Origin of the sequence: Novosphingobium profundi (assembly GCF_018491765.1) — a bacterium.
GTDB lineage: Bacteria > Pseudomonadota > Alphaproteobacteria > Sphingomonadales > Sphingomonadaceae > Novosphingobium > Novosphingobium profundi.
In genome coordinates this window covers 13,251-29,871 of sequence record NZ_JABWCU010000017.1, presented here as the reverse complement: position 1 = coordinate 29,871, position 16,621 = coordinate 13,251, and the positions used below count along the sequence as shown (strand labels likewise).

The 16,621-nt window shown below is 64.7% G+C and carries 16 protein-coding genes; 1 reads left to right on the top strand and 15 read right to left on the bottom strand.

All coding sequences use genetic code 11. The annotated features are described in order from the left end of the window. Window positions 1-54: 54 nt before the first annotated feature. The 8 genes from HT136_RS19085 to HT136_RS19050 form a co-directional block, all read right to left on the bottom strand. Window positions 55-1,281: a multidrug effflux MFS transporter gene (locus HT136_RS19085; RefSeq protein WP_214201426.1), complete on the bottom strand. Its 1,227-nt coding sequence runs from the start codon at window positions 1,279-1,281 to the stop codon at window positions 55-57. Window positions 1,282-1,295: 14 nt separating this feature from the next. Continuing rightward, on the bottom strand, window positions 1,296-3,059 hold the full coding sequence (locus tag HT136_RS19080) for a right-handed parallel beta-helix repeat-containing protein (protein WP_214201425.1): 1,764 nt from the start codon (window positions 3,057-3,059) through the stop codon (window positions 1,296-1,298). A 26-nt stretch (window positions 3,060-3,085) separates the two neighbouring features. After that, window positions 3,086-3,976 carry an alpha/beta fold hydrolase gene (locus HT136_RS19075; protein WP_214201424.1) on the bottom strand — a complete coding sequence of 297 codons (891 nt, stop codon included), beginning with the start codon at window positions 3,974-3,976 and terminating at the stop codon, window positions 3,086-3,088. 1 nt (window position 3,977) lies between these two features. Then, entirely contained in the window at window positions 3,978-5,180 is a 1,203-nt protein-coding gene (pcaF, locus tag HT136_RS19070; protein WP_214201423.1) for a 3-oxoadipyl-CoA thiolase, read from the bottom strand. Further along, window positions 5,177-5,836 (bottom strand): 3-oxoacid CoA-transferase subunit B, encoded by a 660-nt coding sequence (locus tag HT136_RS19065; protein ID WP_214201422.1) that lies wholly within the window; start codon window positions 5,834-5,836, stop codon window positions 5,177-5,179. The genes pcaF and HT136_RS19065 overlap by 4 nt, the downstream gene beginning before the upstream one ends. Beyond that, complete coding sequence (locus tag HT136_RS19060; protein WP_214201421.1) at window positions 5,837-6,547, bottom strand: CoA transferase subunit A; 711 nt, start codon at window positions 6,545-6,547, stop codon at window positions 5,837-5,839. Between the two features lie 28 nt (window positions 6,548-6,575). Next, window positions 6,576-7,682, bottom strand: a complete 1,107-nt coding sequence (locus HT136_RS19055) for an FAD-dependent monooxygenase (RefSeq protein WP_214201420.1) — start codon at window positions 7,680-7,682, stop codon at window positions 6,576-6,578. 87 nt (window positions 7,683-7,769) lie between these two features. After that, window positions 7,770-9,056 carry an MFS transporter gene (locus tag HT136_RS19050; protein ID WP_214201419.1) on the bottom strand — a complete coding sequence of 429 codons (1,287 nt, stop codon included), beginning with the start codon at window positions 9,054-9,056 and terminating at the stop codon, window positions 7,770-7,772. Between the two features lie 155 nt (window positions 9,057-9,211). Here HT136_RS19050 and HT136_RS19045 point away from each other — a divergent pair, with 155 nt between their 5' ends. Next, on the top strand, window positions 9,212-10,252 hold the full coding sequence (locus HT136_RS19045) for a VOC family protein (protein WP_214201418.1): 1,041 nt from the start codon (window positions 9,212-9,214) through the stop codon (window positions 10,250-10,252). 87 nt (window positions 10,253-10,339) lie between these two features. Here the strand turns inward: HT136_RS19045 and HT136_RS19040 are convergent, their stop codons facing one another. The 7 genes from HT136_RS19040 to HT136_RS19010 form a co-directional block, all read right to left on the bottom strand. Further along, window positions 10,340-11,416, bottom strand: a complete 1,077-nt coding sequence (locus tag HT136_RS19040; protein WP_214201417.1) for an amidohydrolase family protein — start codon at window positions 11,414-11,416, stop codon at window positions 10,340-10,342. A 19-nt stretch (window positions 11,417-11,435) separates the two neighbouring features. Continuing rightward, a complete protein-coding gene (locus HT136_RS19035; protein ID WP_214201416.1) occupies window positions 11,436-12,272 on the bottom strand; it encodes an acetoacetate decarboxylase family protein in 837 nt (278 codons plus the stop codon). Between the two features lie 28 nt (window positions 12,273-12,300). After that, window positions 12,301-12,867, bottom strand: coding sequence for a cupin domain-containing protein (locus HT136_RS19030; protein ID WP_214201415.1), 567 nt, complete (start codon window positions 12,865-12,867; stop codon window positions 12,301-12,303). A gap of 123 nt (window positions 12,868-12,990) precedes the next feature. Continuing rightward, window positions 12,991-13,422: a VOC family protein gene (locus HT136_RS19025; protein WP_214201414.1), complete on the bottom strand. Its 432-nt coding sequence runs from the start codon at window positions 13,420-13,422 to the stop codon at window positions 12,991-12,993. After that, window positions 13,419-14,306 (bottom strand): amidohydrolase family protein, encoded by an 888-nt coding sequence (locus HT136_RS19020; protein ID WP_214201413.1) that lies wholly within the window; start codon window positions 14,304-14,306, stop codon window positions 13,419-13,421. Before HT136_RS19020 ends, HT136_RS19025 begins: the two co-directional genes overlap by 4 nt. An 11-nt stretch (window positions 14,307-14,317) precedes the next feature. Continuing rightward, window positions 14,318-15,091 carry an SDR family NAD(P)-dependent oxidoreductase gene (locus tag HT136_RS19015; protein WP_214201412.1) on the bottom strand — a complete coding sequence of 258 codons (774 nt, stop codon included), beginning with the start codon at window positions 15,089-15,091 and terminating at the stop codon, window positions 14,318-14,320. Window positions 15,092-15,101: 10 nt separating this feature from the next. Beyond that, window positions 15,102-16,550, bottom strand: a complete 1,449-nt coding sequence (locus HT136_RS19010) for an NAD-dependent succinate-semialdehyde dehydrogenase (RefSeq protein WP_214201411.1) — start codon at window positions 16,548-16,550, stop codon at window positions 15,102-15,104. Between the last annotated feature and the right edge of the window lie 71 nt (window positions 16,551-16,621).

Sequence of the window (16,621 nt, the reverse complement as noted above, 5' to 3'; positions counted from 1 at the left end):
AAAATCGGTTCCAGAGCGGTTGATCTGATGTCGTCAGATCAACCGCTTTGTGGATCAACGGGCGGAACCGATGCGGGATTGGCTACGGGTGTAACGCCACCAGGCGAAGGCCGTGCCGAGGGGAAGGATCGCCACCACAAGAGCCATGGTGAACGCATCACCCAGCCACACGGTGGCACTGGCGGCGCTGCCGACCAAACCGCCTGCGAACTGGATCGCGCCGAGTAGGGCGGCCGCGCTGCCGGTCCCGGCCGAACAGGCGTTCATCGCACTTGCTGCGCAGTTCGGCAGGATGAAGCCCAACTGCGCCATGACCAGGACAATCAACCCGCAGGCCAGGGCCGGTCCGGTCTGTATTCCAGGTACCAGCAGGGCTGCGGTCAGGCACAAGGCCGGCAAGACGCCTCCCGCGATCGCCGCCGGGGTCCGGTGCGCAAGCCAGCGTCGGTTGATCTGTCCGCCCGCCGCCATGGCCAATAGCGCGGCGGTGAACAGCGCGGTGAATTCGACGCGGCCGAAGCCGAAGTGCACCATGAATGCAACCGGCGAGCCGGTCAGGAAGGCGAAGAACGTGCCCGAAGCCGCCGCAGTGGCCAGGGCAGCCCAGACGAACCGGGCATTGCTCAGTAGCCGAATATAGTTCGCGAGGGTTGCTCCCGGATGCAGCGTGACGGTGCGCCGGGAGGCGGGCAGGGTTTCCTCGATCCCTACGGCCACGGCAAGAAAGGCTGCCAGGCCAAGCCCGACCAGCATGACGAAGATAGCCTGCCAGTCGGCGAACCACAGGATCACGGCGCCGATGGCTGGAGCGATCAGCGGCATGGCCACGTTGATCATCGAGAGCGTCGAGAAGGATCGGGCGACATCGTGCGCATCGAGCCGGTCCCGGATCATCGCGCGGCCCAGGATGATGCCCGAGCATCCCCCCAGTGCCTGGCCTAGCCGCATAGCCAGGAATCCGGTCAGGTCGAGCGGGAGCAGGCACCCGGCGCTGGCCAGCGTATAGATGGCGATACCGGCCAGAAGCGGGCGTTTGCGGCCGAAGCGATCACTTAGGGGGCCATAAAGCAGTTGGCCTCCTGCCAGCCCCGCCACGAAGACCGTGAGGCTGGAGGCGACTTCGGTGCGGCTCGTGCCCAAGTCGTGCGCCATCTCCGGGAAGGCGGAAAGGTAGGTGTCGGTCGCGAGCGGTCCGAACGCGGCCAGCAGCATGAGTACGCCAAAGAACGAGACCGGCAGTTCCCTGCCGGTCTCGATCGTGTCTGCGCGAGTATCTGCCATGGAGCGCAGCCTGCTCAGGCTGGCGCGACGACAATGGCGCCAACGTAGGACCCGGGTTTCGCCGGATTCATCTGCGCCCCGTCAACGGAGATCGTTACTGGCGTACCATCCTTTCCGACCAGCTTTGCGCCGGGCAGAATGGTGAGCTTGTCGAGGTAGGAAGGGGCGGTAACGATCCAGGTGCTTCCCAGGTCGAGCGTGAGGTAGGTGCCAAAGGTGCCCTTGCGGGGACCGAAGGCGTTCGCGACATCGCCGATGAGGCGGAAATTCGCCTCGTTCGGCTTTGCCCCTGTACGCGGGGACTGCTCGGCGTTCGACACCCGACCTTCCAGTGTTGCGTTCTCCAGCGTCAGGAACAGGTTGCCCTGACTGGTGCGTGAATTGACCACGTCGCCAGTGAGCTCGGTGTTGCGCAGCGACACTTCGAGATCGGGATCGGCGGGCGTCTTGTTGCCATAGGCGTAGCCCGCGCGCGGCACGCCGGGCTGGCGATCGTTGTCGTCGATCATGGCCTGGATCAGGATGCCGTTCGCAGGAATGATGCGGGCATCGTCGATCACGATCTTGCCGCCGGTGCCTTTGGCCTGGATCCCCGTCGAGGCCGTGTTCATCACCGTCTTGCCATCGATCAGCAAGGTCCCGGCGCGCGGATAGGTGAACATCATCACGCCAAAGCGCTTGCTGTCGACGGTGGTGCCATCGGTGATGTGGGCCGAACCATTGGCCGCCATGATCAGGGCCATGTCGGCAACGTCGAAATGGCTGTTGCGTACGGTGGTAATCGAATCGCCGATGGAGAACACGCCGTAGCCGCTGTCGCTCGTTTCGATCAGGCAGTCCTCGACGAGCATGCGCACGTGCTTTGGCGCATCGATCGAAAGCGCGCCCCAGCCTTCCGAGCGGATGGTCGAGCGCTTGTAGTAGACTTCACCCGAATCGACGATGACGGTCGCGCGCACATTGCCCGAGAGACCGAGCTGCCAGGGAACCTTCTTCATCTTCCCGAGCGCGAAGTCGAAGACGTAGTCGTCGGGCAGGGTGCCGTTGCGCACGGTGATACGGCTGTCGAAAACCTTGAGCTTGCCCTGCTTGTTGACGAAGATCGCGGGGCGGATCGCGCCCCAGCTGTCGAGCTGGGCATCGTGCAGGGTCAAGGTGGCGTCGTCGGTGACGGTGATGCCGGCGCCGAAGCCCGAGAAGTCGTTCCCACCATTGCCGATCAGGGTGATCCGTGGCGCGTTGAGCGTGTAGTTCGAATGCCCGCCGACCCAGACGCCGTTGAAATTTTCGCCTTCGGACCGGATTACCAGATCGTTGGCGCTGGTGTCGCCCACTTTTCCGCCGAGCACGGCTGCGGCAACCGACTTGTCGGCGATGTAGTGGTCGTCGTCGATGACGACGGCGGCCCGGAACATCTCGGGGGGGAGGTCCATGAAGCGGAACGGCATTTGCGGCGTGACGGTCAGCACCACGGCTCCTGTGTAGGTGCCCGGTGCGAGATTGCGCTCGACGCCATCGACCGTCAGGGTGAGCGACTTGCCTTCGGGCGCGGAGAGTTTGGCGCCCGGGGCGATGGTCAGGCTGGAGAGGTGCGTGGTCCTGGCCAGAGTGCGATCGGCCTGAACGGACAGGGTTTCGTGTGTGGCCTTGGCCAGTGCGGGCTGGGTCAGTGCAGGCTGGGCCAGTGCGGACTGGGCCATTGGCACCATGGCCAGTCCGGCGGCCGAGAGGAGCAAGGTCCTCAGGCCGGGGCGGCGGACCTTGGTCGGGTTGGTCATCTTTGCGTATCCTCTCTCGATTATGTTCATGCGTTCGTGGTGCGGGCCAGGAAGTCCAGCACAATGGCGTTGAAGGCGTCCGGATCCTCCCAGTAGGCCGAATGCCCGGCGCGCGGGATGGTGGCGAACCGTGCGCCGGGCGCCATCTCGGCGACACGGCGCATCAGTGCTGGCGGCGCGAACAGATCCGCCTCGCCCGCAATCCAGAGTGCGGGCACCGCGAGCGCGGCGAGGTCTGATGGCGTGATCTGTGGTTTGGGGGGCGGGCCGAGCGGCCCGGCGGAGGGGCGCGAGAACTCTTCCAGCTCCCGCCAGGCCTGCGTGCCTTGAGGATTGGCCGCGCGGAATTCGGGGCCAAGTTCGCGGATATGCGCGGGCAACTCATCAAAGCCCTTGGGCATGAGCGCGCGCGAAGCCGCGTTGAGCGCGGGATCGTCGATGTTGCTGGCGCTGCACGCGAGCGTGAGACTGAGCAGTTCCTGAGGGCGCGAGATGGCGTAACCCAGGGCGATGCCAGCGCCGGCCGCGGTTCCGACGAGATGGAAAGGCACGAGCGCGAGCGCTCGGGTCAACTGGTGCAGGTCATTCTGGGCGAGAGCGGCGTCCGGCGCGGCGGGGCTCGATCCGCGATGGCCGCGCCGCGACCAGGCAATCGCGCGGTAGCCCGCACTCGAAAGCGCGCGCAACTGGGCGTCGAAGACATGGGCGCTGCCCGTCACGGGGTGCGCGAGCAGTACGGCGGGGCCGCCGCCATCGGCTTCGCGCAGATAGATCGAGCCGTCCGGCAGCGCGACGGTGCGTTCGCGAATGGCGGCGACGGTGGTAACCTGGGAAAGGGCCAGCAGCGGCGCGGGGCGTAGTGTCGCCAGGGCCGCACTGGCGAGCAGGGAACGTCGCGTGAAGGGAAGCCGGGGCATCTCAATAGGTCCGTTCGAGGGCAAGTGAAAGACCCTGGCCAACGCCGACACACATGGTGACAAGTGCACGCTGGCCGCCGCGCGTGTACAAGGCGTTGATGGCGGTTTGTACCAGACGTGCGCCTGACATCCCCAGCGGATGTCCCAGCGCTATCGCTCCACCGTGGGCGTTGACGCGTGGATCGAACGGGTCGACCCCAAGGCCGCGCATCGAGGCGATCACTTGCGCGGCAAAGGCCTCGTTGATCTCGATGACGCTGTAGTCCGCCATGGTCAGGCCAAGACGTGCGTTGAGCCGCTGGGTCGCCGCAATCGGTCCGATACCCATGACATCGGGCTCGACCCCGGCGCTCGCCATGCCGAGCAGACGGGCCCGGGGCCTGAGGTGGTGGCGCACAATGGCGGCTTCGGACGCGATGATCATCGCGATCGCGCCGTCGTTCACGCCGCTGGCATTGCCCGCCGTCACTGTACCGTCGGCGCGCACGATCGGCTTGAGACGTGAAAGAGCCAGGGCATCGGTTTCGGGGCGCGGGTGTTCGTCGTGCGCCAGCGTCACGCTCCGCTTCCGGCCCGTGACCTCGACGGGCATGATCTCGCGGGCGTGGAAATTTTCGTCTCTCGCCTTGGCGTAGCGCTGTTGGCTGGCAAGGGCATAGGCGTCCTGCTCTTCGCGGCTCACGCGATGTCGGGTGGCGACTTCCTCGGCGGTCTGGGGCATCGAGGCGGTGCCATGGGCCGCATGCATTGCCGGATTGACGAAGCGCCAGCCGATCGTGGTGTCCTCGACCTTCTGATCGCGCGCGAAGGGGCTGCTGGCCTTGCCCATGACGAGGGGCGCGCGGCTCATCGACTCGACGCCGCCGGCCACGATCATTTCGGCTTCGCCGCAGCGGATCGCGCGCATTGCCTGGCCTACCGCTTCGGCTCCGCTGGCGCAGAGCCGGTTGACGGTCACGCCAGGGACCGAGCTGGGCAGTCCAGCCAGCAGCGCAGCCATGCGCGCGACATTGCGGTTGTCCTCGCCGGCCTGGTTGGCGCAGCCGAGGATGACCTCGTCGATGGCGGCGGGGTCGATGGCGGACAGCTTCACCAGTTCGCGGATCGGCAAGGCGGCGAGGTCGTCGGCACGGATCGCGGACAAGGTCCCGCCATAACGTCCGATCGGAGTGCGCACGGCCTCGCAGACAAAGGCCTCGTTCATGCGGCCGTGCCCTTCATCGCGGAGGCGTCGAAGGGCACGGCGGTCTTCGCCTTCACGTCGTCGAGCGTCACCTCGGGGGCGAGTTCGACGAGCGTGAGGCCGCCGTGCGTGCGGTCGACGGCGAAGACGCACAGGTCGGTGACGATCATGTCGACCACGCCCTTTCCGGTGAGCGGCAGGGTGCACGCGGGCAGGATCTTGGGTTCGCCCGCCTTGTTGCAATGTTCCATCACGACGACGATCTTCTTCACGCCCGCGACGAGGTCCATCGCGCCGCCCATGCCCTTGACCATCTTGCCCGGGATCATCCAGTTCGCGAGATCGCCGTCCTGGCTGACCTCCATCGCGCCCAGCACAGCCATATCGATGTGGCCGCCCCGGATCATCGCGAAGCTGTCGGCGCTGGAAAAGAAGCTCGAGGTCGGCAGCGTGGTGACGGTCTGCTTGCCAGCGTTGATGAGGTCGGGGTCTTCCTCCCCGTCATAGGGGAACGGGCCGATGCCGAGCAGGCCGTTCTCGCTTTGCAGCGTCACCTTCATGCCCTCGGGCACGTAGTTGGCGACGAGCGTCGGGATGCCGATGCCCAGGTTCACGTAGAAGCCGTCCTTCAGCTCGCGTGCTGCGCGCGCGGCCATCTGGTTGCGGTTCCAGGGCATTTACGCGGCCTCCCTTTCGCGCACGGTCTTCTTCTCGATGCGCTTTTCGTTGATGGTCGAGAGCACGACGCGGTCGACGTAGATGCCAGGCGTATGGATGCAATCGGGATCGAAGGTGCCCTCGGGCACGATCTCCTCCACCTCGACGACGGTGATCCGGCCTGCGGTCGCCATGTTCGGGTTGAAGTTGCGCGCGGTCTTGCGGAACATGAGGTTGCCCTCCGGGTCCGCGCGCCAGGCCTTGATGATCGCGAGGTCGGCGCGCAGCCAGGTCTCGCGCACGTAGTCCTCGCCCTCGAAGCTCTCGACCGGCTTGCCCTCGGCGACGACCGTGCCCACGCCCGTCTTTGTGTAGAAGGCCGGGATGCCTGCGCCGCCGGCGCGGATGCGCTCGGCCAGCGTGCCTTGCGGGTTCAGTTCCAGTTCGAGCTCGCCGGAAAGGTACTGGCTTTCAAAGAGCTTGTTCTCCCCTACATAGGAGGAGATCATCTTCTTTACCTGCCGGCTCTCTAGTAGCATCCACAGCCCGAACCCATCCGCGCCCGCGTTGTTCGAGACGACGGTCAAGCTCTTCACACCGGCCTTGCGGATCTCCGGGATCAGGCTCTCCGGGTTGCCCGAAAGGCCGAAGCCCCCCGACATGATCGTCATCCCGTCAAACAGCACGCCCTCGAGGGCCGCCGCCGGGCTGTCGTAGATCTTGGATGTCATGGCTTGCCGATCCTCCTCGCGCTGCCGGTTAATTCCAGTCGCGGACGATGGTCTGGACGGCCTCGAAGGCCTTGCGATACTCATCCATCGAGCCATGGCGGCGTTCGATGTCGCCGATCGCCACCGAGCCTTCGACGACGGCCTTGCACTTGTCGTAGCGCGCGGCGGTGAAGCGTTCGAGAAGCTCGGATACCGGCAAATTGGCACGGTAAAGACCGGCCAGACACAGCGCGTCCTCGAAGGCAAGCCCGGCTCCATAGGCTGCGTGGGGGGTCGTTGCATGCGCGGAATCGCCGATCAGGACGAAGCGCCCCTTATGCCAGGGGGCGGGCACGACATGGACCTTGAGCGGGCGGTAGTTGACCTGGTTCTGCGGCCCCAGATCGTTTCGAATCTCGGCCATGAGGCCTCCGAAGCCGGACAGGAGGCCTTTCAGGCGCTCGAGCCACTGGCTCTCTTCGATCCATTCGTCCTCGTCCTTGTTCTCGAGCAGGAACATGTACATCTGGTCCTGCGAGACTGGGTTTACGCCGACCTTGTATTCGCCGATGAAGGTGCTCGCACCCTGGATGTCGGCGGGACGATCAACCACTGCGCGCCAGCACCCCTGGCCGGTGAACTGCGATGCCGGCGCGTCCGGAAATAGCTGGTGGCGCATGGGCGACCAGAAGCCATCGGCGCACAGCACCATGTCGCCCTGCAGGGTCTCGCCGTTGGCAAGCTCAACCACGCCAGCCTCGGCGTCGACCACCCGGCTGGCGGCGACGCCCTTGCGCACCGTAATGCCCAGCGCTTCGATGCGTTCGAGCAGGAGATCGTGCAGCACCGGGCGCATGATCGCGCCGCCGTTGGGCACGTCGGGGCCGAAGATGCGCTCGCTGCTCGAGGTGAATTGCAGGTTGCCCTCCGCATCGAAAAGCTGGCGCACGTCGTGGGTGAAGCCGCGACGTTCGACTTCGTCGAGCACGCCCAGTTCGCGCAAGGCGCGCATCGATGCGCCGTTGAGGCTGAGCCCCGCGCCGAGCGCGCCCCAGTTGCTGTCCGCCTCGATCAGGGTGACGCGGGCGCCGGCTTCGCCGAGCGCGATGGCCGAAGACATGCCGGCAAGGCCTCCGCCGACGATCAGGATGTTCATTACGATGTCTCTCCCGAGAAGGTTTCATAATTCCTGAATATGGGAATTAGAGTCAAGAAGGGGCTGTACGTATCTCCGGTCATGGATTTACCGGCGCGCAGGCGCGTAGCGGAAGGGGCCGAGGACCAGGATGCAGATCAGCGAAATCGACATGGTGCCCAGGAACACCGTGCCCATCGGAGCATAACTGCCCCAGGTGTCGCGCACGAAGCCCATCAGCACGATGCCCAGACCAATGCCGAGGTTGGAGGCACCCATCGTGAGCCCATAGAGCGTGCCAAAGGACTTAAGGCCGAAGTAGCGCGAGATGAGGTAGGCGTTGAGGCCCACTTCGCAGCCCAGGCCAAGCCCCATCAACGGGGCGCCGAGCGTTAGCGCAGTGGTGTTGTTGACGTGATGGAGGACGTAGAGGCCAACGATTGCGCACAGGAAATAGGGAAGGACGACCTTGGGCGTGTTGAGCCGGTCGACGATCAGGCCGGCCGAGAATTCGCCGGCGACCACACCCATGAACACGAAGGACATCACGGTGGTCGCGGCCGAGACGTCGACACCGCGGTCGGTCAGCATCGGGACAGCCTGCTGGATCGTTCCGAGAAGGGACATCGAGGCAAAGGCGATCGCCGTGAAGATCAGGTAGAGTTCGCGGGTGCGGATGGCCTCGCGAAAAGTAAGACCGATAGTCTGGCGGTCCTGTGGCGTATCATCTTCGAAGGGAACCGCGGCCGGGCTGGCGTTGGTGTCGGGCTCACCAGGTTCGAAGTGCGGTGTGGTCGAGGAGTTGGCGCGCGCGTCCGGCGTGCGAACGAGCAGGAATACGGCAGGAAAGCCGATGCAAAGGATGATCGCGGCGATCAGCCAGTACCCGCCGCGATAGCCACCCCAGCCGATCGCCCATTGCGAGACTTGCGGCATGATCGTCTGACCGAGTCCGGCCCCGAAGGCCACGCACAGGCCCAGCACCAATCCGCGGTTTCGATCGAACCATGTCGAGACGACCTTGGCATAGCCCACCGCGTTGCAGGCCGTGATGACAAAGGCGAGCAGGATCTGCAGAACATAGAAGTGCCAGAGCTGCGTCATCGTGCCCATCAGGAAGTAGATCGCCGCGAAGCCGACAAGCGCGGGCAGGATCACCGCGCGTACGCCGAAGCGGTCCATCAGGCGGCCGGTGAAGGGAATAACCAGTGCCACCAGCCAGACCGATACCGCAAGCGCGCCCGAGACCGCCGTCCGGCTGGCACCCAGGACGCCGGGGAGGACATTCAGGAAATTGGAGTTGGTCGCCGCCACCATTGCGTTCGGTCCAGTCAGGAAGGCAAGCCATACCCCCAGAACGACAAACGCGGAGCGGCTGGTGAATTCCTTTTGCATGTCTTCTCCCGTGGGCCGCCTCGGCTGGGTCGCGCGGTCCGCTATCTTGGTCTTTGCGCGGTTCGTGTTTGACAGCGCCATTTATTTCCCCGTAGAGGGAATTAAGCGCGGTGTAAAGCCGTAGGCGGAAAATTGATCAGGAGAGTGAGGCCGTCATGCCCATCATCGGAATTTGCGAAGTAATCTACGGCGTCGAGGACATGGAAACCTGCACGCGTTTCTGGACAGACTACGGGCTGGTCCCTTTGACGCAGGAGGGCGTGGCACGCTCTTTCGGCGTTGCGAGCGGATCGCGGATCACGATCCTTCCCAAGGAGGATCCCGCGTTGCCTCCTGCCAATTTCGAAGGTCCGGGCGTGCGTCGCACCGTGTTCGGGGTCGACACTCTCGACGCGCTCGAGGGCTACGCACAACGCCTGGCCAGTGTAACCGAGGTCGAGCGGGTCGGGAATTCGCTCTACTTCCTCGATTGCGATGGAAACCCCATAGGCCTGCGCGTGTGGGACAAGCGCCCCGTCATGTGCCGGCCCGATCCGGTCAACGCACCCGATGCGATCGTGCGCCTGAACCAGCATCGCAAGTGGCGCGTGCGCGCCGAGCCCAGGACGATCAACCATATCGTGTACTGGTCGGACGACTACGTGCGCAGTTACGAGTGGTATCGTGACCATCTCGACTTTCGCATGAGCGACCATTCCAAGGCGAACGGGATCTTCGCGCGGGCAAGCGGAACCTATGAGCACCACACCCTGTTCTGGGTGACCACCGGCCATCCCGGTCGAGAAGGGACCAAAGGGTACGCGCATATCGCGTTCGGTGTGGAGGACATCGACGAGATCATGGTCGGGGCGAACTACATGATGGATCAGGGCTGGTCGAACCAGCGTCCTTTCGCGGCCGCTCTCAACCGCCACCGCATTTCGTCCGCTCTCTATTATTACTTTCCCTGTCCATGCGGCGGCGACGCGGAATACCACGCGGACACCGACTACGTCGACGATGGCTGGGTCCCGCGCGTGTGGGAAATTATGTTCGGGGCTGCCATGTGGGGTTCCTCCTCGCCGGGCTTCTTTGGCGCGAAGGGGATCAGCTGGGATGTCCAGCTCGACTATGGCGAAGCCTCGATCGAGGCCTGGCGCGGACCCGTGTCGCAATGGCCGACCGGACCGTCCGAAGGACATGCCGTCACGAAATAGCCGGAAGGCGAAAAGAGCCCGGCGTTGCGTGAGGCAACGCCGGGCCGTCAGGCTCGGAGAGAGCGGGGAAGGCGTTTCAAAGGGGCGTCAAAGGCCAAGCAGCGTCGCGAGATTTTCGCCCAATATCGCGCGCTTGTCGTCCATCGACAGGCCCCGGGCCTCCATCAGCAGTCCGTGGATGTCGTAGTGGCCCATGTCGAACGGGTAGTCGGTGCCGACCACGACCCGGCTTGCCCCGACCTGGCGGACGAGGGCTTCCAGGACCTGGGGCTGGAAGACCAAGCTGTCGAACCACATGCGTTTCAGATAGTCGCTGGGCCGATGCCGGCAGGTACAGGCATCGGGGCGCTCTTCCCAGGCGTGGTCGGCCCGTCCGATATAGGTTGGCAGGTATCCTCCGCCGTGGGCCGCGACGACCTTGAGCCCTTCGTGCCGGTCGAGCACGCCGCCAAAGATCAGGTGCGAGATGGCTACCGCGTGTTCGATACCCTGGCCGACATGGTTCGAGAGATAGCCGGGGGCGAGCCGTGCGCCCATCGGGCAGCCCAGCGGGTGCAGGAAGAGCACCGCACCCTTCTCGTCCGCGCGCTTCCAGAACGGTTCGAACGTGCGATCGGACAAGTCACGGTGTCCCACCATCGAGGAAATTTCGATGCCCTTGAGGCCGAGTTCGTCGATGGCGTGGTCGAGCTGGCGCACCGCCAGTTCGGGGTGCTGAAGCGACACCGTGCCAAGGCCGACCAGTCGCTGCGGATGCGCCGCGCAGCATTCGGCCACGTGGGTGTTGAGCCGGTCGACGATCGAGGCACTCAGTTCCGGATCGGCCCAATAGTGGTACTGGTTGGGCGAAGGGCTGAGCACCTGCATGTCGACACCCATCGCATCCATCGCGCGAAGTCGAACTTCGAGGTCGGTCAGATGGGGCAGGCAGTTCGGGATCATGGCCTGTGCGTTGTAGTCGCACGAGGCCTGACCCATCGCTTCGACGCGCTGTTCGGGCGTGTCCGGTCGGTCGGGATGACCGGACACCTCCTGTTCTATGCTTGGCACCATTACGTGCGCATGGACGTCGATCGTGCGTTGCGGTTGGCCGTCTGCGGCGAGAATTCGGGGTGAAGGCAGGTGCGAGGGGATCTGCCCGGGACCGGGGCCACCATAGACCATCTGAAACTCCCCTTTCGTGTCAGTCGATGCGGTGCGTGGTGTCGCCGCTGGCACCACCGGTCATGGCGACCAGCCAGCCGCCGCACATTTCAAGCATGGGCAGATCAGCGAAGCCATTGATCACGTTGTACTGGGTCGGCTGTTCCTCGAAGCTGGGACGCTGCCATTCCACGCTGCCGGAACCGGTCCTGTACATGACTGTCTCGCCGCCCGACCAAGCGGGAGGCGTCAGCGTGGCGTAGGCGGCGTCGGCCGCATCGCCCCACTTCTCGCCAAGACGGGGCGTGGCGGGGATGTATTTGTAGGACAGCAGCCCCTTGTGTTCGGGATTGGGCTTGGCGGGCTCTGCATCGACCAAGTCCTCGACGGCGATCTTGAGGAAATCGTGCCCGCGCCAGCTCATCGAGGTGTGATTGCGGCCCTGGAAATCCTTGATCGGATGAATGTCGCAGAACAGCTTGTTGTGGCCCAGTTCCTCGCGTCCGGTCAGGATCGGGTCGGCCAGGTCCTCCCAGCGGACCATGAGGAAGGTGCCGTGGACCGGTCCGTCCTTCGACTGGTACACGCAGGGAAACTTTACGTCGCCCATCGCATAGCCGCCGCCTGCAAGCCAGGAGAAGCCGGTCATGTAGGTCAGCTCGACCGTCAGGACAGGATCGCCCCAGACGCTGAAACCTTCCGGCAGGAGCGCCTCGAGACTGGCCTTGTCGGTCAGGTAGCGGGCCCCGATGGCGGTGCGATAGGGCACGAGCGAAAAGTCCTCGTCGATGCCCTCGGGCCACCAGCGGGGGCAGGGCATCGGCCCGAAGAACACGGGCATGCGGTAGAATTTGCCGCTCTCGCGAATGAAAGCCATGTGGAAATCCCTTGAATTGTGCGCAGGCTCAGCCTTGCGCCGGTGTGTCGTTGAAAACGGCGCCTGTGCGCAGTTCGAGATGCTGGGGAAGGGTGGCGCGCAATTCGGGCGCGAATTCTCCCGAGACGAGGATGAAGGCCATCCGGCACACCTGGTCCGAGCGGTTCTCCCACGCATGGTCGGTGCCGCGCTGGATGACCACGGTGCCGGGCGTTAGGTGCACCTCGCTATCGTCGAGGATCATCCAGATTTCGCCCTCGAGCACGATCCCGTAGTCAACGGACTGGGTCCGGTGCATCATCTTGTGACGGCCATCGGCGCGCTCGGGGAGCTTGTCGATATGGCCCGGGAAAAAGTCGTTGATGCGGATCTTGGTGCCCCCGGCAGCCGGCGGCGTGACCAAAGGTCCATCGGTTGGCTCGGGTTCGCGCGCGGTGATCGGGGCCGGTACGCTCGGCGTATTCCAGATCTCGATGAAATCCACTCCGGTGCCGCGATCGCGGATGTTGGGCGGAGTGCCGTCTTCCAGCACGATCGACTTGCCGTTCGGATCGTGGCCGGTCACGACGCGGCGAGCAGGTCGCCTGTCAGTCATGGTTCTCCCTTTCGTGTTTCTTCGCCGGTTGGCGGCGCTACATCTTGTCTTGCTAGATCAATTTATTCCCTAATCGGGGAATAAAGTCCAGCCCTCTTGCGGGGCGAACGTCCGTCGTATCCGTCACAAGGTGCTGAAGGTCAGCTCGGGCCTGGAATTCTGCACGAATTCGATCAGGTTGCCCGCCTGGTCGCGAATGAAGATATTGGCTCCGAACGGAAATTCCTTCACCCACACGATATCCGCGCCGCGCGCGGCCAGTTCGGCGGCGAAGTCGCGCGCGTTCTCGATGGCAAAGCTGGGATGCTTGTTGCCCCAGGTGTGGATGTCTTCGTTGGGGATCGAGCGTTGTTCGGATGGCGCCTTGGCGTGCGGAGATTCGAACAGCTCGACATGGCACGAGCCATTACCCATCACGGCGACTTCGGCCGGGATCGAGGCGATTTCGTAGCGGCGCAGCAGGGTGAACGAAAGCGTCCTTTCCCACCACGCGATGGCGGCATCGAGCGAAGGAACGGAAATGCCGTAGTGATGATGCCAGAAGGTGAGGCTCATGGAACGCGTCCCTCGAAGTAGAGGCGGGCCGGGTTGTCGACCAGGATCGCATGGCGGGCCGTCTCGTCGGGCACCGCGCGCGGCAGGAGGTCGGCCACATGGCCGTCGTCCGGCATGAAACGCACGTTGGGATGGGGCCAGTCCGTGCCCCAGAGCGTGCGTTCGGGGGCGGCGCGGGCGAGCGCGGCCATGAAGGGCACGGCATCGGACAGGCGTTCTTGCGCATCGACCATCCGGTCTGCGCCGGAGATCTTCACCCAGACGTTGTCCTGTGCAACGAGGTCGAGCAGGAGGCGGAAGGCAGGCTGTTCGAGGCCGTCCGCCACTGGCACGCGCGCCATGTGGTCGATGACCAAGGGGCAGCCAAGCTCGGAAATCCATTCGCCATTCGCCAGCAGGGCCGCCGCGTCGAGGTGGAACAGAAGGTGCCAGCCAAGCGGAACCACCCGGTCGATCGTGCGCCGCACATCGTCGGGTGTAGGAAGCGAGCCCAGGTGTCCAACCAGATTGAAGCGCGCCCCGCGCATGCCCGCCTCGTCGAGGCGCGCCAGTTCCGCGTGGTCCGTGCGATGATCGACCAGGCCAGCAGCGCGGTAGCGGCCTTCGCCGCGCTCGAGGGCATCGCAAATGGCGCGATGATCGCGCCCCCAGACGGCGGGTTGGACGAAAACCGCGCGAGACAGCCCGAACCAGGCCATGAGCTGCTCGTAACGCTCGAGAGGAAGCTCGGCCGGTTCGTAGGTTCGCGCCGGTTGGTAGGGGAACCGCCCGGCCGGACCGAAGAAATGGCAATGCGCGTCGCACGCGCCGACAGGGAACGTGAAACCAGGCGGGCTCGGTCGCTCCAGCGGGGGAGGTTGCACGGCCAGGGGCCGGCCAGGCATGGCGTCGACCATCAGGAGGCCATGGCTCCGCCGTCGATGTTGAAATTCGCGCCGGTGACCCATTCGGCTTCATCCGAACACAAGTAGACCGCGCACCAACCGATGTCCTCGGGCTTGCCCAGTCGCTTGATCGAAAAGCGCGAGAGGATACGCTCCTTCTGTGCGCCTTCGGCCGCGCCTGCCGCGCGGGTCGCGTCGGTGACGACAAGGCCGGGCGAGATCGAATTGACGCGAATGCCGTCGGGGCCACCTTCGATCGCCATTTGGCGGGTCATCGCCATGACCGCTCCCTTGCCCGCACAGTGCGCGATCATGCCGAGCCCGGTGCTTCCGCGCTGGGCATTTACCGAGGCGAAGTTGACGATACCGCCTCCGCCGCTCGCCACCATGTGCGGCCAGGCCGCCTTGCTGACGAGAAAGACGATATCGACTTCGCCTACCATCGTGGGCGTCCACTCGGTTTCGTAGTCCATCGCTGCGGTAGAGGCCATGTGCGGCTGGATCGCGGCGGCGTTGACGAGCGCATCGATCCTTCCATGGCGGCTCATGGCCTGCGCCACGTAACGCTCGACATCCGCCGGACTGGTGAGATCGATCGGGTGGATCGATTCGATAGCCAGTCCCTTGCCTTGCGCTTCGGCGATGAAGCCTTCGGCGTTGGCCGGATTGATGTCGCAGCCCACCACGATCGCACCTTCCTGAGCGAAGAGGCGCGCGCAACCTTGCCCAATGCCCGATCCGATCCCGGTGACGAGCGCGACCTTGCCTTCCAGACGACCTGCCATGTCCGATGCCTCAGATGCCGGAGGTGGTGATGAAGCGGGTCTGCAGGTAGGCCTCGATGGCTTCGGAACCACCTTCGAAACCGTAGCCTGAATCCTTGATGCCGCCAAAAGGCGTCTCGGGCATGCCCAGGCCGAAGTGGTTGACCGAGAGCATACCGGTCTCGACGTCCCTAGCCAGGTTGGCGGCGGTCAGCGAGGAGTTCGTGAAGGCGAACGCAGCCAGCCCGTATGGCAAGCGATTGGCTTCGGCAACGGCGTCTTCGTAGCTCTCGAACGGATTGACGACGACCACCGGACCAAACGGTTCCTCGTGCATGATATCAGCCTCCAGCGGCACGTTTGCGAGCACGGTTGGTTCGTAGAACCAGCCGCGGTTGCCGATCCGCTTGCCTCCGGTAACGAGCTTTGCCCCCTTCGCGACGGCGTCGGCGACAAGCCGGTCCATGGCCTCGATCCGGCGACCGTTGGCAAGAGGGCCGACTTGCGTTTCGCTTTCGTGTCCTGGGCCGACCTTAAGCGCTTCTGCGGCTTTGGCAAACGCCTGCGTGAAGGTTTCGAACGCGCTGTCCTCGACCAGCAGGCGGGTGGGGCTGATGCAGCTCTGCCCGGTGGCGCGGAACTTGTTGCCAACGAGGGCATTGGCGGCCGTCACCGGGTCGGCGTCGGCGAAGACTAGGACCGGAGCATGCCCGCCCAGTTCCATCGTCACGACCTTCATGTGCTTTCCTGCCAGCGCGGCAAGGTGCTTGCCGACCCCGGTCGAGCCCGTGAACGAGATCTTGCGCACGAGCGGATGGGGCACGAGGAACTCGGAAATCTCGGATGGCACGCCAAAGACGAGATTGAGCACACCGGCATCGACGCCGGCATCGTGAAAGGCCCGGACCAGTTCGGCGCAGGACGCCGGGGTTTCCTCCGGCCCCTTGACGACGATGCCGCAGCCGGCAGCGAGCGCACCGGCCACCTTGCGCACGATCTGGTTGACGGGGAAGTTCCAGGGGCTGAAGGCGGCGACGACGCCGATCGGCTCCTTGATCACCATCTGCCGTACCCCGGGCATGCGCGGTTCGATGAGGCGACCATAGATGCGCTGGGTTTCGCCGGCCAGCCAGTCGATCGCCTCGGCGCCGCGCTCGACTTCACCGAGCGCCTCGGGCAGCGTCTTGCCCATTTCCAAGACCATCATCTCGCCGATGGCGCGTGCCCGTTCGCGAAGCAGGGCCGAAGCCTTCATGAAGATGCGCGCGCGTTCGAGTGGTGGGCGCGCGGACCAGGTCTTCATGCCGCGATGGGCAGCCGCGACCGCCGTTTCGAGATCGGCGATCTCCGCTTTCGCGACCGTGCCGATAACGGCTTCGTCGGCCGGGTTAGTGACGTCGATCGTGGCGCCCGCAGCACCATCGGTCCAGATGCCGTCGACAAGCAGCTTCACGTCGGGGAAGGGGGTGGCAAAGGTCATCTCGGTCTCCCGGTTTGTTCTTGTTGAGACGTTGTGTCGTGCTGGTCGGAAGCCAGCCATTTCGAGCCGAG